This window comes from Zobellia sp. B3R18, assembly GCF_018860715.1.
Taxonomy (GTDB): Bacteria; Bacteroidota; Bacteroidia; order Flavobacteriales; family Flavobacteriaceae; genus Zobellia; species Zobellia russellii.
Genome location: NZ_JAHKQG010000014.1, coordinates 282,860 through 303,721, shown reverse-complemented (window position 1 = coordinate 303,721; position 20,862 = coordinate 282,860). Strand labels below are relative to the sequence as shown.

20 protein-coding genes are annotated in these 20,862 nt (G+C 39.2%); 8 read left to right on the top strand and 12 right to left on the bottom strand.

What is annotated here, in order from left to right:
* Positions 1 to 35: 35 nt before the first annotated feature.
* From KO513_RS17940 to dnaA, 4 genes are all read right to left on the bottom strand, one after another.
* Positions 36 to 599, bottom strand: a complete 564-nt coding sequence (locus tag KO513_RS17940; RefSeq protein ID WP_215914594.1) for a Crp/Fnr family transcriptional regulator — start codon at positions 597 to 599, stop codon at positions 36 to 38.
* Between the two features lie 212 nt (positions 600 to 811).
* The gene (locus KO513_RS17935) at positions 812 to 1,537 is read right to left on the bottom strand and encodes an SAM-dependent methyltransferase (protein ID WP_215914593.1); all 726 of its coding nucleotides are present in this window, start codon (positions 1,535 to 1,537) and stop codon (positions 812 to 814) included.
* 13 nt (positions 1,538 to 1,550) lie between these two features.
* Positions 1,551 to 1,997, bottom strand: coding sequence for a low molecular weight protein-tyrosine-phosphatase (locus KO513_RS17930; protein ID WP_215914592.1), 447 nt, complete (start codon positions 1,995 to 1,997; stop codon positions 1,551 to 1,553).
* 6 nt (positions 1,998 to 2,003) lie between these two features.
* Positions 2,004 to 3,428 carry a chromosomal replication initiator protein DnaA gene (gene dnaA, locus KO513_RS17925; protein ID WP_215439036.1) on the bottom strand — a complete coding sequence of 475 codons (1,425 nt, stop codon included), beginning with the start codon at positions 3,426 to 3,428 and terminating at the stop codon, positions 2,004 to 2,006.
* A gap of 207 nt (positions 3,429 to 3,635) precedes the next feature.
* Here dnaA and KO513_RS17920 point away from each other — a divergent pair, with 207 nt between their 5' ends.
* Positions 3,636 to 4,043 carry an acyl-CoA thioesterase gene (locus KO513_RS17920; RefSeq protein WP_215914591.1) on the top strand — a complete coding sequence of 136 codons (408 nt, stop codon included), beginning with the start codon at positions 3,636 to 3,638 and terminating at the stop codon, positions 4,041 to 4,043.
* 255 nt (positions 4,044 to 4,298) lie between these two features.
* Positions 4,299 to 8,819 carry a DUF7507 domain-containing protein gene (locus KO513_RS17915; RefSeq protein WP_215914590.1) on the top strand — a complete coding sequence of 1,507 codons (4,521 nt, stop codon included), beginning with the start codon at positions 4,299 to 4,301 and terminating at the stop codon, positions 8,817 to 8,819.
* Positions 8,820 to 8,825: 6 nt separating this feature from the next.
* Here the strand turns inward: KO513_RS17915 and KO513_RS17910 are convergent, their stop codons facing one another.
* Genes KO513_RS17910 through ribD form a run of 4 tightly spaced genes read right to left on the bottom strand, consistent with a single transcriptional unit; the run spans position 8,826 to position 11,991 of the window.
* A complete protein-coding gene (locus KO513_RS17910) occupies positions 8,826 to 9,443 on the bottom strand; it encodes an IMPACT family protein (protein ID WP_215914589.1) in 618 nt (205 codons plus the stop codon).
* Positions 9,443 to 10,306 (bottom strand): DMT family transporter, encoded by an 864-nt coding sequence (locus tag KO513_RS17905; protein ID WP_215914588.1) that lies wholly within the window; start codon positions 10,304 to 10,306, stop codon positions 9,443 to 9,445. Before KO513_RS17905 ends, KO513_RS17910 begins: the two co-directional genes overlap by 1 nt.
* 1 nt (position 10,307) lies before the next feature.
* Complete coding sequence (locus tag KO513_RS17900) at positions 10,308 to 10,913, bottom strand: HAD family hydrolase (RefSeq protein WP_215914587.1); 606 nt, start codon at positions 10,911 to 10,913, stop codon at positions 10,308 to 10,310.
* The gene (gene ribD, locus KO513_RS17895; RefSeq protein WP_215914586.1) at positions 10,906 to 11,991 is read right to left on the bottom strand and encodes a bifunctional diaminohydroxyphosphoribosylaminopyrimidine deaminase/5-amino-6-(5-phosphoribosylamino)uracil reductase RibD; all 1,086 of its coding nucleotides are present in this window, start codon (positions 11,989 to 11,991) and stop codon (positions 10,906 to 10,908) included. Before ribD ends, KO513_RS17900 begins: the two co-directional genes overlap by 8 nt.
* Before the next feature lie 89 nt (positions 11,992 to 12,080).
* Between ribD and KO513_RS17890 the strand changes: the two genes are divergently transcribed.
* The 3 genes from KO513_RS17890 to ligA are packed head-to-tail and all read left to right on the top strand — an operon-like array spanning position 12,081 to position 15,499.
* The gene (locus KO513_RS17890; RefSeq protein WP_215914585.1) at positions 12,081 to 12,566 is read left to right on the top strand and encodes a GNAT family N-acetyltransferase; all 486 of its coding nucleotides are present in this window, start codon (positions 12,081 to 12,083) and stop codon (positions 12,564 to 12,566) included.
* Positions 12,567 to 12,584: 18 nt separating this feature from the next.
* Entirely contained in the window at positions 12,585 to 13,445 is an 861-nt protein-coding gene (prmC, locus tag KO513_RS17885) for a peptide chain release factor N(5)-glutamine methyltransferase (protein WP_215914584.1), read from the top strand.
* A gap of 56 nt (positions 13,446 to 13,501) precedes the next feature.
* Positions 13,502 to 15,499 carry an NAD-dependent DNA ligase LigA gene (ligA, locus tag KO513_RS17880; RefSeq protein WP_215914583.1) on the top strand — a complete coding sequence of 666 codons (1,998 nt, stop codon included), beginning with the start codon at positions 13,502 to 13,504 and terminating at the stop codon, positions 15,497 to 15,499.
* A gap of 22 nt (positions 15,500 to 15,521) precedes the next feature.
* Here the strand turns inward: ligA and KO513_RS17875 are convergent, their stop codons facing one another.
* Positions 15,522 to 16,763 (bottom strand): glycosyltransferase family 39 protein, encoded by a 1,242-nt coding sequence (locus KO513_RS17875; RefSeq protein WP_215914582.1) that lies wholly within the window; start codon positions 16,761 to 16,763, stop codon positions 15,522 to 15,524.
* 72 nt (positions 16,764 to 16,835) lie between these two features.
* Here KO513_RS17875 and KO513_RS17870 point away from each other — a divergent pair, with 72 nt between their 5' ends.
* Positions 16,836 to 17,138 carry a hypothetical protein gene (locus tag KO513_RS17870; RefSeq protein WP_215914581.1) on the top strand — a complete coding sequence of 101 codons (303 nt, stop codon included), beginning with the start codon at positions 16,836 to 16,838 and terminating at the stop codon, positions 17,136 to 17,138.
* On the opposite strand, the gene KO513_RS17865 is transcribed toward KO513_RS17870, so the two are convergent.
* Genes KO513_RS17865 through KO513_RS17855 form a run of 3 tightly spaced genes read right to left on the bottom strand, consistent with a single transcriptional unit; the run spans position 17,139 to position 19,240 of the window.
* Positions 17,139 to 17,591 (bottom strand): GNAT family N-acetyltransferase, encoded by a 453-nt coding sequence (locus KO513_RS17865; RefSeq protein ID WP_215914580.1) that lies wholly within the window; start codon positions 17,589 to 17,591, stop codon positions 17,139 to 17,141.
* A gap of 2 nt (positions 17,592 to 17,593) precedes the next feature.
* Positions 17,594 to 18,505, bottom strand: a complete 912-nt coding sequence (locus KO513_RS17860) for a bifunctional metallophosphatase/5'-nucleotidase (protein ID WP_215914579.1) — start codon at positions 18,503 to 18,505, stop codon at positions 17,594 to 17,596.
* Positions 18,506 to 18,520: 15 nt separating this feature from the next.
* Positions 18,521 to 19,240, bottom strand: coding sequence for a 5'-nucleotidase C-terminal domain-containing protein (locus KO513_RS17855; protein WP_252735948.1), 720 nt, complete (start codon positions 19,238 to 19,240; stop codon positions 18,521 to 18,523).
* 149 nt (positions 19,241 to 19,389) lie between these two features.
* Between KO513_RS17855 and KO513_RS17850 the strand changes: the two genes are divergently transcribed.
* Both KO513_RS17850 and dapA read left to right on the top strand, forming a co-directional pair.
* Complete coding sequence (locus KO513_RS17850; protein ID WP_215439051.1) at positions 19,390 to 19,923, top strand: DUF6913 domain-containing protein; 534 nt, start codon at positions 19,390 to 19,392, stop codon at positions 19,921 to 19,923.
* On the top strand, positions 19,923 to 20,810 hold the full coding sequence (gene dapA, locus KO513_RS17845; protein WP_215439052.1) for a 4-hydroxy-tetrahydrodipicolinate synthase: 888 nt from the start codon (positions 19,923 to 19,925) through the stop codon (positions 20,808 to 20,810). Before KO513_RS17850 ends, dapA begins: the two co-directional genes overlap by 1 nt.
* The last annotated feature ends 52 nt before the right edge of the window (positions 20,811 to 20,862 follow it).

Sequence of the window (20,862 nt, the reverse complement as noted above, 5' to 3'; positions counted from 1 at the left end):
GTGACATACATCACAATTGTAAAGAAGCTCAAATTTTATGAGGAAAGACGGCTAAGTGTCTCGCGGGACACACCTAAGTAAGAAGCTAGCAGAGTTTTAGGAACACGTTGAAATAATATGGGGTACTGTTTAAGAAGTTGCTCATACCTTTCTTTAGCATTTGAAGTTAAAAAAGATAAGATTCTATTTTGCGATGCAATATGTCCTAAATTCGACTTTTGAAGGAAAAAATGCTGCATTTTGGGTAATTCATCGGATAGTTTTTGGTAATTGTCAAGACTTAGGGAAAATACTAAAGTGTCTTCAATGCATTGTAGTGCCATTTTAGCTTTAGTTTGTGAGAAATAGGCAGAAAAATCGCTTTCCCACCAGTTTTCCATGGCAAAGGATACAATATGTTGTTTCCCATTTTTGTCATCGTAAACTAATTTTAATAGCCCGGAAATCACAAAATAGCAATGCATTACATGTTCTCCTTCTTTAATGATAAAATCATTTTTTTTGTGCTTTTCTAATGAGAAATGAGATAAAATAAAAGAGAACTCCTCGTCCGTAAGAGCTATCAAGTTTTCAATATTTTCTTTTAATCTATCTTTCATTAAGTAGAAATTCCAATTTGGGTGCTATATTAGAAAAAAAAGGTTAATGATTAATGGTGTAATAAAGCAGCTACTTTAGAGTAACTTTTAAGAACACTAAAAATACTGGTTAATTTAGGCTTATATCAAAAGTTAGCTAGTAAAATAAAAAATAATTTGGAGTGGAGTAAATAATTGTTCCAGAATAAGATATAAAAACTCAAAAAGTAGAATTACCCTTGAATAATAAAGATAGCTGGGCGCTTATGAAGTGATTCTACCTTGGAGCGTTTCCAGTCGGCAATGGTTTTCGTTTGTATAAATTCCTCAGGTAGGGTCACATCGCAAGCTATACATACTCTGGTGTTAGGGTGTAGTGTTTTAAGCAGCTCTGCAAAGAGCTTGTCGTTTCTATAGGGGGTTTCTATGAACAATTGTGATTGTCCGTAATCTTTGCTTAGCTTCTCCAACCTCTTAACGGCACTTTTACGCTCAGACCCGTCAATAGGCAGGTAACCGTTAAAAGCAAAGCTTTGGCCGTTCATGCCACTGGCCATAAGGGCCAATACAATAGAGGATGGGCCCACTAAGGGTACTACCTGAATGTTTTTTTCATGTGCTATTTTTACCACGTCCGCACCGGGATCGGCAATACCGGGGCAACCGGCCTCGGATAAGATTCCTGTGTTGAAACCGTCTAAACAGGATTGTAAAAATGTGGGTATTTCCTCGGCTTCGGTGTATTTGTTAAGAACGGATAATTGAAGGCTGGGCTGTGATTTTCTGGGGCTTATCTTTTTTATAAAGCGTCTGGCCGTTTTTTCGTTTTCAACAATATAATGGTCAATCTGTTCTATGGCCTGTTTTATGGAAATGGGTAATACTTCCAAAGGTTCATTATTGCCTAATGTAGTGGGTATTAAATATAACTTTCCCTGGTTTTCATTGTAGTTGGCCATAATCCTAAATGGGTTAAAGTTTTTTTGCAATAGACGTGCAAGCGGTGTCTATAAGTTGAAATACCTTTTCAAAGCCATTGTCGTCCCAATAGGGGTCCGGCACTTCAATTACAGGTAATTCTACCTCCGTAAGCAATAACTTCACTTTTTTAGCATCATCAGGAGAATCGGCTAAATTTAGAATGTTGTTAAGATTGTTACGGTCCATAGCATAAATTACATCAAATTTTTTAAAATCCGACTTTTGAAATTGACGACAACGCTGATTTTCTATGTCCAGCCCATGTTTCTTGGCAACGGCAATAGAGCGCGGGTCCGGTGGGTTGCCAATGTGGTAACCTCCCGTTCCGGCAGAGTCTACAAAAACGTTTTCCGGGTCAACTTTAGCCTGTAGAATGCCTTCCGCCAATGGCGACCGGCAAATATTGCCAAGACATACCATTAAGACTTTGGCTTTCATAAGGATTTAAGAAAATTTCTTGGTAAGGTCTTCTATGTATTTTCTGAATTGCTTATCGGTCTCCGCTAGGTTATCAACCGTTTTACAAGCGTGCAGTACGGTAGCGTGGTCTCTTTTTCCTATTTGTGAACCTATACTGGCCAATGATGCCTTGGTAAACTTTTTGGCAAAGAACATAGCCAACTGTCTGGCCTGTACAATGTGGCGTTTTCTAGTTTTGGATTGAAGCGTTGCCACATCCATCTCAAAGTAATCTGAAACCACTTTTTGGATATAATCTATTGAAACTTCACGTTTGGTGTTCTTAACGAACTTCTCAACTACTTGCTGGGCCAGTTCTAAAGTAACTTCCTTTTTATTGAAAGAAGATTGGGCTATTAATGAAATAATGGCACCTTCCAGCTCACGAATATTGCTCTTAATGTGTTTAGCAACATAATCTATAATGTCGTCCGGCATTTCAACCCCATCTCTATATAGCTTGTTTTTGAGGATGGAAATTCGTGTTTCGTAATCGGGGTTCTGTAACTCTGCCGATAATCCCCATTTAAAACGGGACAATAAGCGTTGTTCAATATCCTGCATGTCTACCGGAGCTTTGTCCGAGGTTAGGATAACCTGCTTTCCGTTTTGGTGCAAATGATTGAATATATGAAAGAAAACATCCTGTGTTCCCGATTTTCCACTTAAGAACTGAACATCATCAATAATAAGCACATCTATCAATTGATAGAAATGGATAAAATCGTTTCTGGTGTTCTTTTTTACGGATTCTATGTATTGTTGCGTAAATTTTTCTGCGGAAATATAAAGAACGGTACGCTCTGGGTACTTGTCCTTAATTTCAACCCCAATGGCGTGGGCCAAGTGGGTCTTTCCTAAACCAACACCTCCAAATACCAATAATGGGTTAAAAGAAGTGCCCCCGGGCTTATTGGCCACGGCCATACCTGCTGATCTGGCCAAGCGGTTGGAGTCTCCTTCTAAGAAATTGTCAAAATTATAATTGGGGTTAAGCTGGGATTCAATTTTTATGTTTCGAATACCGGGAATCACAAAAGGATTCTTGAGCTCTGGATTTTTTGATTTAATAGGAACGTCCATTTCTTGTGGACTCATTGTAGCTCTGTTAGAACTTGGAATCTTTTCCGTAAAAGGCTCTTTGTTGCCATAGGTGTTTTCCATTCTAATGATGTACACCAATTTTGCGGTCTCACCTAACTCTTTGGTAAGGGCTACTTTTAATAATTTTACGTAATGCTCCTCTAACCACTCATAAAAGAATTTACTGGGTACTTGAATACTCAAAGCATTATCAGATAACTTAATTGGTTTAATAGGTTCAAACCAAGTTTTGAATGCCTGCGGTTGAATATTGTCTTTAATAAAAGTTAAACAATTGTTCCATACGGAAATAGCAGTAACACCCATGTGAAAGTTTATCTTATTTTTGTTGGTTAGTGATTTCGTAAGTCGGTTGAAAGTATATGGGATAATCCTTACTTTCTCGGAGGGCAAATATGTGAACAAAAAAACTAAAAAAAAAATCAAACTCTATTGAATTTACCCTTTTTTTTTTGCATGTTCAGAACGCGAAAATCGAAATCTTTTAAAGATATAATTTTTACATGATAATATATGAGTTTTAACAAAATTTCTTTTAGAGTACGATATTCGGAAACAGACCAGATGGGAGTAGTGTATCACGGCAATTATGCGCAATACTTGGAGATGGGAAGGGTTGAGTGGTTACGAAGTAAAGGTATTTCTTACAAAAACATGGAAGAAAACGGAATTATGCTACCAGTGGTTTCTTTGTCGTTGAACTACAAAAAATCAGCCTTTTACGATGACCTCATCAGCGTTGAAACTAGGCTTAAAAAAACACCTTCGGTTAGGATAGAATTTAACTATGTCATCCGTAATGAAAAGCAGGAAATTCTTGTAGAAGCAAATACGGTTTTAGTGTTTGTTGATAAGAAAAGTAAAAGGCCTATTAGGTGCCCCAAAAACATCTTGGAGGTTATAATTGAAAATGAGAAATAAGTCATTTTTGTTGCATTGATTATTATCTAAATTTAAGCTTTGATATACGCATTTGAATTTGGTTTTTATTTTGTCTGACATATTTTTTATCCTCCAATTGAGGATGAACGAAACGAAAATATAAATACATGTGTTTAACGGGGTTAGAACAGAAAGTGATATTCAACCGATTTTTTGTGCAATTTAATGTCTATATAGCAATACCTAGGATTTAGTAATCGTTACGTGTTTTCATAAAGTATTGAATTCACTTATATGTCTAAACTTTTAGTATATATATTCTTGTTTTGTTGCACAACTCTCACGGCGCAGTTAGACCTTAATTTAACGCAATCCGAATCGGTTTGTTCTTCGGATGGAAGCATTACGGCTCAAGCTAATGGTGGTACGGAACCTTATCAATATAGAATTAGTAATGGTCCTGAACTTAGAGGTTTTCAATCCTCTGGCACTTTCTTGGCCTTGCAGCCCGGAATATATGACATAGAGGTCAGAGATGCCAGTTTTGATGTTTTTACAGCGTCTATAGAAGTTTTGGGCAGTTATACCTTACCTAGTCTTAATGTAGCTATAACGCCACCATCGTGCTCCACAAGTTCGGACGGAGAGACTATTCTTAATGGAAGTGATGGGAATTTGATAGGAACACCGGCATTTCCCACTTATAAATATCGTATTGTAGATTTAAGTACAACGCCCCAAACTATAATTCAGGAACAGAATTCGGATACCTTTACCAATCTATCAGAAGGAACATATACTTTTCAAATTGAAGATGGATGTCAAAATACGGTTAGTGAAACCGTAACTATCTCAGTCCCTTCTATTGAGGCGTTAGATGGTGCAATTGATTTTATTGAAAAAGCAGGTTGTGATACTTATGAGGCTGAGTATTCTTCTTATGGTCGCGGAGTTTATCCACATGGTATCACGGTTACTGAAGATGGAACAGGAACTGTTATTTTTTCAGGGTCCGTTGGTAGTGACACTTCATACCCCATTGGAACCAATTACGATTTTGGTACGGCCTATACAGCCAATATTGTTGATGCCTGTGGACAAACGGAGCGTATAAATTTTGCATATTCTGCTGATATTGACATGTGGCGTCAAAAATCATTGGATTGTTCAGGAAATACTTCGTTTTTTGTTTTTGCATCCTTGGCTTCCAATAGTGTTCAGGAAAAGAGTGTACTGGTGCCGGCAACATTAACGTTGACCAATCAAACCGATGCGAGTGATGTTCTTGTTTACACGTTTACTGATGCTGATAATCTTGAGGCGGAAATTAGTCAGACTGATATTATGCTTGGGGCTATCTATGATGTTACTTTAGAAGATAGCTGTAGCACTACATTAAGCACCACTTTAACATTTGATCCTGTAGCACCTACTGTGTTTGAAGCTACTGTAAGACCTGAACGTGGGTGTATGGACGGAACAACGGGTATGTCCTTTCGTGTGAGAAATGGGGGGACAAATTACGGGCGGGTTACCATTCTTTCCGGACCGGCAAGTTTTACTTCGGAAAGCGGAGTGGTTACAACGTATAGTTATCCTAGGGTATTTGAAAATATGAGCAACAGTTCTGTTTTTCCCGTAGCGTTTCCTCCAGGAAATTACGAAGCGGAAATTTCGGATGGCTGCGAATCCGGAAATGTAACTTTTGAGATTTTGCCATCGGAAACTGTTCAACACGATTTTACATTGGATTTTTTACAAAGTTGTGGTAATTCCAATACTTTAATTATTAACCCAAATGAGATAAAAGCTTCTGGTTCATCATTTTATACAAATGTAAATGTGGTGAATTCGGATACGGGAAGTACGGTGTTTCGAGAGAGTATTTCCTTTTTTACGGAAGAAACCCCGGTAAATGTACCTAATCTTCCGCCAGGAAATTATCAGCTATTTCTAGAGTTTCAGAGTGGGGGTAGTTGTACTTCGGCGCTTCCATTTACTTGTCCTTGTGAACCTCAGACCGTTGATATTAATATTCCGGTATATGTTTCTACTTCGTTTGAAAACATAGTAGGGTATACCTGTACGGAGGGCTCGGGAGTTATTCAAGCGGAAGGATCCAATGGGGTAGCGCCTTATCAGTATGAAATTATTGATTCTTCAATTCCGGCAAATATCGGGCGAACTTCAACAGATGGTGTTTTTACAGGAACAGATGAAGGTACCTATACGATTAGAATTACCGATAGTTGTGGTAATTCTGCGGATGGTGCATTTGAAGTAACTCCTTACGTACCGGATTTAGTTGCTAATTGTGATGCAACGGGAACAAGGGTGACCTTAATGGCCAATCCCGTGCCGGATGCAGTATTTACTTGGATTGACTCCATGGGTACTACAGTGCAGCAAGGCACGAGTAACGAACTTGTTTTTGACCCTTTTGACGCTTCTCAAGCAGGAGAATATACTTTGCAAGTGGCTGTTCCGGGATTAAGTTGTACGGTTTATGATGGTTCCGTTACCATACCCGATTCTCCTTGTCAAGCTAGTATAGATGTAAGTAAAACGGTTGAATCTGGTCCAGTATATAACAGTGCTACGGATGAATATACCGTTACATATAGGATTACGGCAGACAATAGTGGTGGGCTCGCTGGTGTGTATGATGTTGTGGATACGTTTATTCTAGGAGCAGGATACACCTTAAATTCTGCAACTTTAGCTTATGGAGGAGAGAGCGATGGCATTGATGGAACTATTTTAAGTCCGTTTAACAGTGGAGATCAAATAATAACTTCGGAATCAATAGCCGGACTTCGTGCAGAAAGTTGGCTTGTAACCGCTATTTTTTCAGTGGATAAAAGTATTGTGGACCCAACCCAAAACTGTTCCAATGGAGGAGGGTTTAGGAATGATATAACGGCAACAGGAGATACGGACACTTCTAATAATAGCGCTTGTGTACCCGCGGCAATTGGAAACCTGGATATTACCAAGGATGGTGTTTACGTAGATTCAGATTCTAATGGTTTAACAAATACGGGAGACACTATCAACTATACTTTTCTTGTGGTCAATACCGGTAACGAGATTATTTCGAATGTAATGGTGTCCGACCCACTTTTGGGAGGGGCAATATCCGGTCCTGCTTCTGGTGATACCAATGGAGACGGAGCTTTGGATGTGACGGAGACATGGGTCTATAATGCATCGTACAGTATTACTCAGGCAGATATTGATAATGGCCAAGTAAATAACCTGGCTACCGCTAGTGGGGAAGATTCAAACGGAATTAATGTTGAAGGCACGTCTACGGATCCAACCCCTTGTGCCACGTGTACCATAGACCCGCTGTGTGTTGATTGTACAATGACGGCTTTGCCCAATACCCTTGATATTGCGGTAGCGAAAACCGTAAACTTGGATATTGTTGACATAGAGGATGAAATATTTTTCACTATATCCGCTACAAATAATGGTGCGGTAACCGCAAATAATATTAGAATATTAGAAATACTTCCCAATGGATTTGAGTATATCACTCATATTACCTCGTTAGGAAATTACAGTTCTGCAACGGGCGTATGGGATATTCCTACGTTAGGCAATAGCCAAACTGCTAATCTAAATATTCAGGCGCGTGTAGTTGATGGGGCGGATTATGTAAACACAGCTCGGTTAACTGGTTTGGACGAAACGGATATAGACCCATCCAATGATGAAGCTAGTGTAGAAGTTGGTATTCGTGGAATAACTATTACCAAGGATGGTGTATATGTTGATTCCGATGCAGATGGTACAACCAATGTTGGGGATTCAGTTGCCTATACGTTTTCTGTAACCAATACAGGAACCGTGGAGCTAGCTAATATTGTGGTATCCGACCCGCTGTTAGGAGGGGATGTAACAGAACTTCCTAGTGGAGACGTTAATGGAGATGGGCTTTTAAATACCTCTGAGACTTGGGTGTATAGGGCATCTTATGCAATTACACAAACGGATATAGATAATGGACAGGTAAATAACTTGGCTAGTGTTGCAGGGGAAGACTCCAACGGTATGGTTACAACAAATACTTCTACGGACCCTACCCCGTGTGCGAGTTGTATTGTAGATACTTCTTGTATGGATTGTACTTTGACAGAACTTCCTATCTCCTATGTAGATTTAGCTTTGTCCAAGTCTGTGGATGCAAATTCTGCCGCAGTTGGAGACGAGGTAAATTTCACTATGAGCACACGTAATATTGGAACAGCTAGCGCTAGTAATATATCTATAACCGAAAGAATTCCTAATGGTTATTCCTATATTGAACACACAACAACGGCAGGGGTTTATAATGTGTCTAGTGCTCTGTGGGATATTGAAAGCTTAAGTAGCGGTCAATCCGCTGAACTGAATATACGGGTACGTGTTGTAGAAGCTACCGATTATTTAAATATCATAAGATTGATTCATGTAGACCAACCGGATACAGATGTTTCAAATGATGAAGCCAGCGCCCAAGTTGAAATTGACGAACCTATTTGTCCTATCAATATTTTTAACGTCATAACACCAAATGGCGATGGTGCCCACGATGTTTTTCAAATTGCTTGTATTATGAATTACCCTAATAATAGATTGATGATATACAATAGATGGGGGATAAAGGTGTACGAGCAAGAAGGGTATGCCAATACTTGGACCGGCATTTCGGACGGTCGTTCCACCTATGAAAGAGATGAATTGTTACCTGTAGGAACCTATTATTATGTTCTTGATTTGGGAGATGGTTCACAGTCTAGGGCTGGATACCTGTATTTAACTAGGTAAAAGGGGTTATGAGGTAATTGGTTTAACACCGATCTTATGTAACCCTTCAAAAGCTTTCAATAGGCTCTTTGCATCTCTTTTTCTAATGGAAACTATGATTTTACAGTCCATTTCCATTTGTTGGGATACAATGTTGCATTGTCTTTGCTTTAAAATGCGCATTACTTTATCCATTTCGGAGTACTCAAAGGAGAGCTCAAAGGAATCTTCAATAAGTCGCTCTTCAATTTTTGAAGCCTCTAAAGCCATTTGTGCCCCGGTTCGGTAGGCAGAAATTAGTCCTCCAACACCTAATTTTGTTCCTCCAAATATTCGGGCAACGGCTACTAATACATTCGTAACTTCAAAAGACTGGATTTGTCCGTAAATAGGCATTCCGGCGGAGTTGTTCGGCTCTCCATCATCGTTGGCACGGTAGCTAGGTTGTTCAACTCCCATTTGCCATGCGTAGCATACATGGTTGGCGCCGGGGTGTTTCTTTTTTAATGCATCAATTATATCTTTAACTTCTTCCTCGTTTTCAACGGGAAACGTATATCCAAAAAACTTGCTCTTTTTTTCTTTGAACAGAATTTCTTCGGAGGGTTTGGCTATAGTTTTATATGTATCGGTTATTTCATCCATTAGCCAAAAGCAACTAAAATTATACTGGTTATGGCCAAAGCAATACCGCTCCAGTTTTTAGGACTTATCTTTTCTTTAAATAAAAGAATCCCTAAAAGTGTTGTGAACATGACTATGGCTACATTGTTTATGGTAAATACAGAGGCGCTGTTCAAGGTGTCGTTTTGCAATGCCTTTAAAAGAAAATAGATGGAAAAATAATTCACCACACCAAGTGCAATTCCACCAAATAGTGTGTTTAGATTAAAATTTGAGCGCAAATCCTTAAGTTTAAAAATAGTAATTACGAGCCCCATAAACGCGGCTGAGGCAAACACGGTTGCGGAAAATATTGGATAATCCTCTTCTTTAATGTGTATTTCCTGTATGTATTTTAGGCTGGCGTCAATTATACCGGACCCTAAAAATACTAGGGCAGGAAGTATTAGGGATGATTTTTCGAATTTTATGGAAGAATCCTTCACAGAAGCGAAATAAACCGCTGCTAGGGCAAGCAAAATTCCTATTACCTTAAAAGTTCCCAATTCTTCATTATACAATAACAGGCCAAAAATAACGGGAATTACAAATGACATTTTGGTGGCCACGGAAGTAACCGCAACACCCACCTTTTGAGAGGCCATGGCCATAAGGTTGAAGACTACAATGAAAAGTATACCTAGAATAAAAGTGCCTAAGAACCAAGGTTTTTCCGGTACTTCGGTTATTTGGGTTGTCCCTTCATACCGTATAAGACCTACACTGCAGGCCACGAAATAATTGGCAACTATGGCAAAAAGCGTATTTACCTTAAAGCGGGTATATAGCTTAAAAATAATGAAGATGAGGCTAGATGCCAATATGCTTAACGCAAGGAACGCCATCTTATAATTTTGATTTCAATTGAATGATATCTTCCTTGCCCACCTGAATATTCCAACAGGTAATACCTAATTTTTCGGCGGCATCCGTATTTTCCTTGGTGTCATCTATAAAAAATGTTTCTTCGGCCTTGAGTCCGTTTTCGTCCAAAACAAATTGATAGATTTCCGCATTGGGTTTTCTTAGGTTGATTTCATGTGAGAGGTAAAACTTCTCAAATGGTTTTTTAAACCGTGTATAGCGGTCCACACCCATTTTTTGTTCTACATGGGTAATATGCAACTCGTTGGTATTACTGAGTAAAAAAAGTCGGTAATCGCCTTCTGAAGCAAGCTTTTCAATAAACTCTAGTCGTTCCTCAGGAAAATCCAACAGCATGGAATTCCATATGTTTTCAATTTCTGCGGTATTTGCTTTGGGATATTGCTTTTGGAGTTGGGTTACGAACGCTTCGGAGGTCATGCCGCCAACTTCGTAAATTCCGTTCAATTCCAATAGTTCCGGTGATAAATCTATGGAGCCTCCAAATTTTTCCATTTCTCGGAAGATGACGCCTTTATCCAAATTGATGAATACATCACCAAAATCAAAAATAATGTTCTTAATCATTGCTGTATATTTTTAGGGTGTCCGTCTCAATGAATTTAGTGCTGTTAGGCCTTCCTTTAAATTTTGGGGCAGCTATTCCTGATTTAAAATGACTCATGCCCGTAAAGACCCTTGCTTCATCCCATAGGCCGGAATCAATAAAAGTTTGCAGGGTTTGGCTTCCTCCTTCTATGAGAATACTGCTTATATTTTCTTGGTAAAGAACATCGCATATTTGCTGTGCTACGTCCTTATCAAAATTAATTTGATGATAGGTTACACTTGCATTGGGTTGGGCGGTCTTGAATGCTTCGGTTAAAACTAAAGTGTGCACGCTTCCATCCAAAACATGATAATCGCTACTTATTTTTAGTTTTCGGTCCAATATAACCCGAATAGGATTTTTACCGGTGTGCAGCCTAACATCCAATTTTGGGTTGTCCTCAATAACAGTGTTCGTGCCTACCAGAATACTTTGCTCCTCACTCCGCCATTGGTGTACCAGTTGTCTGGAATATGGATTTGTAATCCAAAAGGGCTCGGGGTCGGTGGCCCGTTCTTCTTTTTTCGGAGCGATAAAACCGTCTGCAGTCTCTGCCCATTTTAAAATAATGTAAGGGCGTTTCTTTTCTTGAAAAGTTAGAAATCGGCGGTGGTGCGTGCGGCATTCGTTTTCCAGGCACCCCGTTAACACTTCACTTCCGGCATCTTTGAGCTTTTGAATACCTTTGCCTGCTACTTTCGTGTGTGGGTCTATTAATCCAATGATAACTTTTGGTATACCATGCTTGGCAATCAAATCTGCACAAGGCGGTGTTTTTCCATAATGGGAGCAGGGTTCCAAGGTTACGTAAATGGTGGCTTCTTTAAGAAGTGATTGGTCTACTACGGAATTTATGGCGTTCACCTCGGCATGTGGCCCACCGTACGGACTGGTAAAACCTTCTCCAATAATGGTGTCGTTATGAACGAGTACGGCACCTACCATGGGATTAGGAGCTGTGGTTCCTAATCCGTTTTTCGCAATTTCCAAACAGCGAAGCATGTAGGCTTCGTCTTTGGATATTATGGTTTTTGATTTGGATTTATTGGTGGACATAAACTTTGTTTGCGGTGTTTTTAGATACTTAGCATGCGCACATTTCTACGTATCTTCACACTGTAAAAATAGAATTTTATTTATTGGAAATGGGTGTAGTGAACATTCGCGCTATTAGAAAAGAGGATAATGCCCAAGTAGCGGCATTGATTCGTAAGGTGTTAGTGGATTTAGGGGTGCCAAAGGTAGGCACGGCTTACGCCGATGTATCCCTTGACAGCATGTTTGAAAATTATGAAAAACCGCGTGCCGCATATTTTGTAGTGGAAGAAAACGGTACTATTTTAGGCTGCGCAGGAATAGCACAATTGGATAACTGCGAGGATAACATTTGCGAACTCCAAAAGATGTATTTTTTTGAAGAAGCCCGCGGACGTGGGATTGGCGCTGAAATGCTACAAAAATGTTTGAAGAAAGCAAAAGAATTCAATTTTGATAGCATCTATCTGGAGACCATGCCCTATATGAAAGCCGCTCAAAAGCTTTATGCAAAAATGGGATTTGAATATATAGATAAACCGTTAGGTGATACGGGACACTATTCCTGCCCGGTGTATATGCTCGCTAAATTGTAATGTATAGCCCCAATAACAATGGTTTTAAGAGAAATCAAGAATGTTTATCATAAAGAATTGGACGCCCTGTATCCAAAGGAAGAAGTAGATAGTTTCTTCTATTTGCTTATAGACCATTATTTGCAATTGGAGCGTTTTGTACTGGCCTTACAGCCCAATTTAACGTTGACAAAAGAAGAGGAGCAACCGCTTTTTGAGGCTCTGGCCGGTTTAAAATTACATCGTCCGGTTCAATATATTATGGGGAGTACAACTTTTATGGATCTTGATTTTAAAGTGAACGAAAATGTGCTTATCCCAAGACCGGAAACTGAAGATTTGGTCCGTTGGATTGTTGAGGAGGTTGGGAATAGTACTTTAAAAGGTGAAAGTATACGGATTTTGGATATCGGGACCGGCAGTGGCTGTATTGCTATCTCGTTGGCAAAGCTACTGCCACAGGCTAAAGTTTCCGCTTTGGATATTTCAGAAAAAGCATTGCAAACAGCAAAAAAGAATGCGGAAATTAACTCGGTTAAGGTTGAATTTATTCAAGCTGATATTTTGAATTTGGACGGGTTTGCTTCGGATTTTGATATCATTATTTCCAATCCACCTTATGTGCGCGAATTAGAAAAGCGGGAGATGTACAAAAATGTTTTGGAACATGAGCCGGATATGGCTCTTTTCGTTTCAGATGAAAATCCATTACTATTTTACGAGGCTATAACAAAACTGGCCAAAGAAAGTCTTTCGGAAAAGGGTAGGCTCTTTTTTGAAATCAACCAGTATTTGGCAAAAGAAACGGAAGCACTTTTACGGGAATATAATTTTTCAGAAATTGAGGTCCGAAAAGATATATTTGGTAATGACCGAATGACAAAGGGAGTTTTGGGGTAATTCGCCACGACAAAAACTTCAAACAGATATTAAATTAGAGTAACACTGAACTGGAAATGCAAATAAAAGAACAGATAGAATCCCTTCGTCAAGAATTGCGAGAGCACAACCATAATTATTATGTGCTTGATAATGCCACCATAACCGATTATGAGTTTGATGTAAAACTAAAGGAGCTGCAAACGCTTGAAGCAAAGCATCCGGAATTTTATGATGCCAGCTCTCCCACTTTGCGTGTGGGTGGTGGTGTTACCAAAAATTTTGAAACGGTTGTTCATAATGAGCGTATGTATTCTTTGGATAATTCTTACTCCAAAGAAGATTTAGAGGATTGGGAAAAGCGCATGCAGCGTATTTTGGGTGATGCCCAAGTAGAGTTTGTTTGTGAGCTAAAATACGACGGAGCGTCTATTAGCATTACCTATGAGGATGGAAAATTGGTGAGAGCGGTTACAAGGGGAGACGGTTTTCAGGGCGATGATGTAACTACAAATGTAAAAACCATAAAGTCCGTACCGCTGCAACTAAAAGGTGATTATCCACCTAAATTTGATATCCGTGGAGAAATTGTACTGCCGTTTGAAGGTTTTGCGCAAATGAATGCAGAGCGTGTTGAAAATGGTGAAGAACCTTATATGAATCCTAGAAATACGGCTTCGGGAAGTTTAAAATTACAGGATAGTTCGGCAGTTGCACAAAGGCCGTTAGATTGTCTGTTGTACAGTATTGTAGGAAAGGATACGGGAATAAGCTCCCAATGGCAAATGCTTGAAAAAGCCCGTGAATGGGGTTTTAAAGTCCCTGAAGTAGCAAAACTTTGCAAGACAACGGATGAAGTTATGGCATTTGTTAACGAATGGGATTCAGGAAGGCACAACCTTCCTTACGAAACCGATGGTGTCGTGGTAAAGATTAATAGTCTGCAGCATCAGGATGAACTAGGTTTCACTTCCAAATCACCTAGGTGGGCCATGGCCTATAAGTTTAAGGCGGAACAAGTTTCTACACATCTAAACGAAATCACCTATCAGGTAGGGCGTACGGGCTCTATAACACCTGTGGCTAATTTGGAACCTGTTCTTCTGGCAGGAACCACTGTAAAAAGAGCTTCGCTGCACAATGCCGATCAGATTGCAAAGTTCGATATTCGTGAAGGTGATACTGTATTCGTTGAAAAAGGAGGGGAGATTATACCAAAAATAGTGGGTGTTGATTTTACAAAACGTCCTCAAGATTCAGAACCTACCCAATATATTATACATTGTCCCGAATGTCATGAGGAATTGGTCCGTACCGAAGGTGATGCCAAGCATTACTGTGTAAATTTTTATGGATGCCCACCTCAAATTACCGGGCGAATCCAGCATTTTATTTCCCGTAAGGCCATGGATATTGAAGGCTTGGGTAGTGAGACCGTAGAGTTGCTCTACAAAGAAGGGCTCATAAACAACTATGCCGATTTATATACACTCACAAAAGAGCAAGTACTGCCTTTGGAACGAATGGCTGAGAAGTCCGCCGAAAATTTGGTTCAAGGTGTTGCAGAGTCGGTAAAGATTCCTTTTGAGCGTGTGCTTTTTGCTTTAGGAATTCGTTTTGTTGGGGAAACTGTTGCCAAGAAATTGGCAAGGGCCTATAAGAATATTGATGCTTTGATGGCTGCTTCTGAAGAGAGCCTCATTGCCGTTGATGAAATTGGCGGACGAATTGCCAGTTCCGTAGTGGAGTTTTTCAACAATGATACCAACCGTGAAATTATAGCTCGCTTAAAGACTTATGGATTACAGTTTTCCCTTTCCGAGGAGCAATTGGAAAATCAAACGGACAAACTAAAAGGGCTTACCATTGTGGTTTCTGGAGTTTTTGAGACGGTAAGTCGCGATGAACTTAAGAAAATAATAGAAGCGAACGGAGGTAAGGTTGGCTCAAGTATATCCTCAAAAACAGCCTATTTGGTAGCTGGAGACAAAATGGGACCTAGCAAGCGGACCAAAGCAGAATCTTTAAATGTGCCTATTGTTACTGAGGGAGAGTTCTTGGAAATGGTAAAATAGTTGGTCCAGAAGTAGGGTGTTTTTATAACAGCTCTTTTTTACTCGTAGTTTTATAAAGACAATAGTGTGTAGTCAGTAATAGAATTGTACAGAACAAGTATGCTGCAAAGTACGTGTTTTCACCCAGTCCAAGTTGTGGGTAATAGACAAAGCAGAATACAATGTTAGCGAATGTAATTGTTGTAAAAACAAGCATCATTCGCCAATTTTTCAATAAGCTATTGTAATCGTTTTTGCTTTTTAAAAAGGTTAGGTCGCTTCCAAAAAGCTGCATGAACATGGGCCAAACAAAAAGTAGGGGTAAGGCAAATAGTCGCGATTCCCTTGCAAAAGCGGTTAAAAAGACAATCGGTGTATTGATAGCTACGGTGAGTAGAAAGGCAAAAACAAACTTGTTCTGCCAACTAGGTCTGTTTTTTCTTTTTAAATAGAAATAGGTAAAGTAAAGAAACAGTCCTAAGGTAATAAAAATGGACACGACGGATTCAACGCTGTTCTTAATACTTTCAATATTCTCTAGAAAACAGGAATATCTACTGGCCATCTCAATATGGGTTGCGTGTAGCAACCTTTGATGGTAAATAAAAAAGCCCACATAACACCCGTAGAAAAAAACAGGCAGCAGAATAAGGAGGCCGTATTTTTTTAAGTTCGAAAAAATATTTTTTCCAAAATGATTTTCGGTGTTGGGAAGAAACAAGACCAATGCTGGGAGTAATAAAATACTAGTTTCACGGGCCACTAGGGCCAAGCTGAATAAGATAATATACCAAAGCCACTTACGGCGCACAAAGGCAATTAGTGCGAGAAGAAGAAAACAATATTGTAAAGGTTCATCATAAGTAAATACAGGAGGGAAAAACGCAAATAACACTGAAAATGATGTGAAAAATACCATCATATTGGTTAAACCGTGGATTTTGGAAGCCTTGAGAACCCGGGAAAGCTTGTACACTAAAACACCACTGCAACCCAGCAACAAAAAATTAACCAAGATAAAAGCGTAGCCGGCTCTAAAACCAAATATCTTTTGTGAAGATTCTATTAAAAATGTAGTTAACGGCCTTCGGGCAAAAGGGGCTATCTCCTTATGGTAATTGATTTGTGATTTTAGAAAAACATGGGAGATACGCGTATTGTTTTCGTTAAGCATACTATCTACGCTGGGCAACATATGTATGCCCAATATGGTTAGGGCGCAGAGTAATGCCATTACATAGGGCAATGGCCTCCAGGGTAGTAAGCTTCGGAATAGTTGAACCATTAAAGCGCACAGTTAATTTCAATCGAAATTAGGTATTTTTGTATAGGAAAAAACAAATGACACTATAAATTGATGGCAGTACCTACAAGTTACCAAGATTTTACAGAAACATTAACCAGTGCAACTCCGCCTACGGATTGGCCAGATGCATTGAAAGCTATGTGGCTTGCCGCGACCGATAATTGGGAGGCTTCACATGATATAGCGCAAGATATGTTCAATGAAACGGGGAGTTGGATTCACGCTTATCTTCATAGGGTAGAAGGAGATAAGTTTAATGCAGGGTATTGGTATAGGAAAGCGGGAAAACCTTTTCCGAATATATCATTGGAGCAAGAGCTTCAGGAAATTACAACCAATTTGTTGGAAAGGTAGTTAGGTCAGCTCTTTCTTAAAACATACACTATTTTCCATTCCCGCATACTGGCCGTAATTGGGAATCACTTGATAATTGCTTTTTTTGTAAAGAGCGATAGCCTCCGGTTGACGTTTTCCTGTTTCTAGGATGCAACTTTCATATCCGGATTCTGCAGCCCATTTTTCTAGTTCCGTTAAGATACGGGTAGCAATACCTTTTCCCCGGGTCTCAGGTGAAACATACATGCGTTTCACTTCCACAGAAGTAGGGTTGAATTCTTTTATGGCTCCGCAGCCTACGGGAACTTCGTTTATATAAGCAATAACAACCTGATTTAAATTTTCTATTCCGTTATATTGATGATAAAACTCATGTTCGTCCCCATCCGTTTGGCTTAAATAGGCGTCTAACTTGGCCACTAAGCCTGGAAAATGTTCATTTTGGTATGTAGTCCGTTCAATTTTAATCATACTTATACATTTATGGATATACCTGTGGCATTGCTGTTTTTTGAACCATCAAAATAAAAATCAATTCTACCTAGATTTATACCGAAGCACCCCACTTGGTTCACTAAAACATTTCTTCCCAACTTATTCTCTACGATAGTAGGCTTGTCTAGAAACGTGTGGGTGTGGCCCCCAATAATCAAATCTGTATATTCCAATGCGGCGGCCAGAGTTACATCCTGAGGTTTTTGCTTATTTTTATATTCATAGCCCAAATGGGATAGGCATACTATTAAATCGCAATTTTCTTCGTTCTTCAAAGCACGTTCCGTATCCTGTGCTATTTCAAAAGGCTCTAAATATTGGGTTTCTTTATACAGTTTTTTGGTAACTAGGCCATCTAGCTCAATGCCTAGGCCGTAAACCCCTATTTTAATGCCATCAACTGTAAAGATTTTGTAAGGCTTCACTTGCCCGTTCATGACCGTGTTGCTAAAATCATAATTGGCATTGATCATCTCAAAATTGGCATTGGGCATTTGAGCCAAAAGTCCGTCAATACCATTGTCAAAATCATGGTTTCCAATAGTTGCCGCATCATAATTAAGCATGCTCATTAGCTTAAATTCCAGCTCACCACCATAGAAATTGAAATATGGTGTACCCTGAAAAATATCGCCTGCATCAAAAAGCAAGGTATTCGGGTTTTCCTTTCTAATAGCATCAACCAAGGTAGCTCTCCTGGCCAATCCTCCTAAATTGGGAAATTCAGAATGATCGGTGGGAAAGGGGTCTATATTGCTGTGAACATCATTGGTGTGTAAAATGGTAATATGCTTTTTTACATCGCCAAAACAAGAACTTAGAGAAAGTCCGCCCAGCCCCACAAGGGCACTGGAGGCCGTAGTATTTTTGATGAATTTCCTTCTGTTCATAAAAGCTTATCTTTTTTACTTCTGTAGTTTAACGAACCTATTATCAACAATGGGCTTAAGGGTGTCTACTTTTTTAAAGTAGTCTATCATGGCATTTCTGATTAAATAATCGGTATTTGTAATTTTTAGAGCTTCCTTAAAGAAGACCATACTATCCCCACCGTTTACTAGATAATTAGATGTAGCTACGTAATATACTTTGTTTGGGTCCAAAGGTTTACCTTGTATGGAAATGGATTTTATTTCGTTTTCCGCATCCAAGGTCAGTTGCAACCCGGAAATGGGATGGGCGCGACCGGAATCTCTTAAATAGGCCGTTAATTTTAGGATAGAACTGCCTTTAAGTTCTGCAACAACAATAGAATTTTCAAAAGGCATTACTTCATAGGCCGTTCTTGAAGAAACGTTTCCTTTTGATATTAAGGAGCGAATACCACCGTGATTCAATAAAACAAGATCAATTGAATGTCCTGTTCTTGATTTGAATATGGGATTAGCTTCGGAAAATACAATGTCTGCCATAAGGTTTCCGGCAGTGGTGTTGAGAGCTCCGTCTGTTTTGGAAATAGGATAGGGGGCGTAGGCCAGAGTGCTGTCCAGTACATGGTTTATCCTTTCCCTGTAGGGCTTTACAAGAGTTTCAATGCTTTCTGTAGTTGCCAGTGAATTGTCAATAGGAACTTGTTTTGCATCTATTTTTTGAAGCGTAGGGTGTTGCTCGCTGCAAGAATGCAAAAATGTTAATGTTGTAAATATAACAAAGTGTTTTATTTTTAAAACCATATTTCGTTTTATCTTAGCGCCATATTATGCGTGGAGATTCTTTACATTTGTAGAAGCCATTCCATTTTTGCATACCAGAATGGTTCAAAATGTAAAAGTACATGTTTAAGGGAATAAAAGATAAGTTCAAATACAAATCGAGCGTTAAATTTCTGAAACAAGAACTGGCTAAAGATCCGCCGGTAATTGAAAGAAGTAAAGGTATTACTTCAATTGGTTGCATTGTAGATCTGGACAGTTTTGATGATGCGAACCAGTTTTATGCGTTCGTAGAAGATTATAATTTGCGACCGAATGCGGTAAAGATTATTGGTTATAAAAGTTATTACGACAAAAATTCGCCGTATGCCACCCCTGTTTTTTCGGATAAGGACCTTGGGTGGAACGGAGCTATAGAAAATAGTTACGCACTTGAATTTTTAAGTAGGGAGTATGATTTGCTCGTAAACTATTATACCTCTGATAATTTATTGCTACAGTTGATGAGCGTAAAAACTAGGGCCCGATTTCGTGTAGGTTTCAAAGATGTGGATCTCATGTATAATGATTTGATAATGGATTCACCATTGAAAGATTTTAAGACCTTTAAATCGGAGCTTAAAAAATACCTTGGTGTATTAAACGAAATTGAATAATGAAGCAATTAATTGGTACAGGTGTGGCGTTGATCACTCCGTTCAAAACAGATTTTTCAGTAGACGTAGATGCTTTGCATAACATCGTTAATTACTGTGTGGACGGTGGTGTAGATTATTTGGTGGTATTAGGTACCACTGGTGAATCCGTAACACTTACTAAGGCCGAAAAACAGTTGGTTATTGATACGGTTACTATTGCCAATGCAGGCAGATTACCTTTAGTAGTTGGTGTAGGTGGTAATAATACGGTTGCCGTTATTGAGGAATTACAGAATTTAGACCTCACCAATTTTGATGCTGTTCTATCAGTATCTCCCTACTATAACAGGCCTACACAAGAAGGCATCTATCAACACTTTAAGGCAATTGCCCAAGTTTCACCAAAACCTATCATACTTTATAATGTGCCAGGAAGGACGGGTAGCAATATGCTTCCGGAAACCGTTATACGTTTAGCTAATGATGTAGATAATATTGTAGCTATTAAAGAAGCATCCGGAAACTTGATGCAAGTACAGGAGCTGATCAAAGGATGTCCCAAGGGATTTCATGTAATTTCAGGAGATGATGCTACGGCCTTAGCTACAGTGCTTGCTGGTGGTTCTGGAGTTATTTCTGTAATAGGGCAAGGATTACCTGCGGAGTTTTCCAATATGATCAGATTGGGATTGGACCGTAAGGTAGATGAAGCTTATAGACAGCATTATGAGCTCCAAGATGGTATGGGATTGATTTTTCAAGAGGGTAACCCTGCGGGAATAAAAGCTATTTTTGAGGTTTTAGGTCTTGCCAATGCCGGTGTTAGACTTCCGCTCATGGAAGCCTCCGAAAACTTGAAAAAAAGTATTGCGGACTTTGTAAAACCTTTTAAGGTTTTTGCCTAAGTGGTGTTAAATCTTCCCCAAAAGCATTGGTGTAAGGGTTCTAGAATGCTAT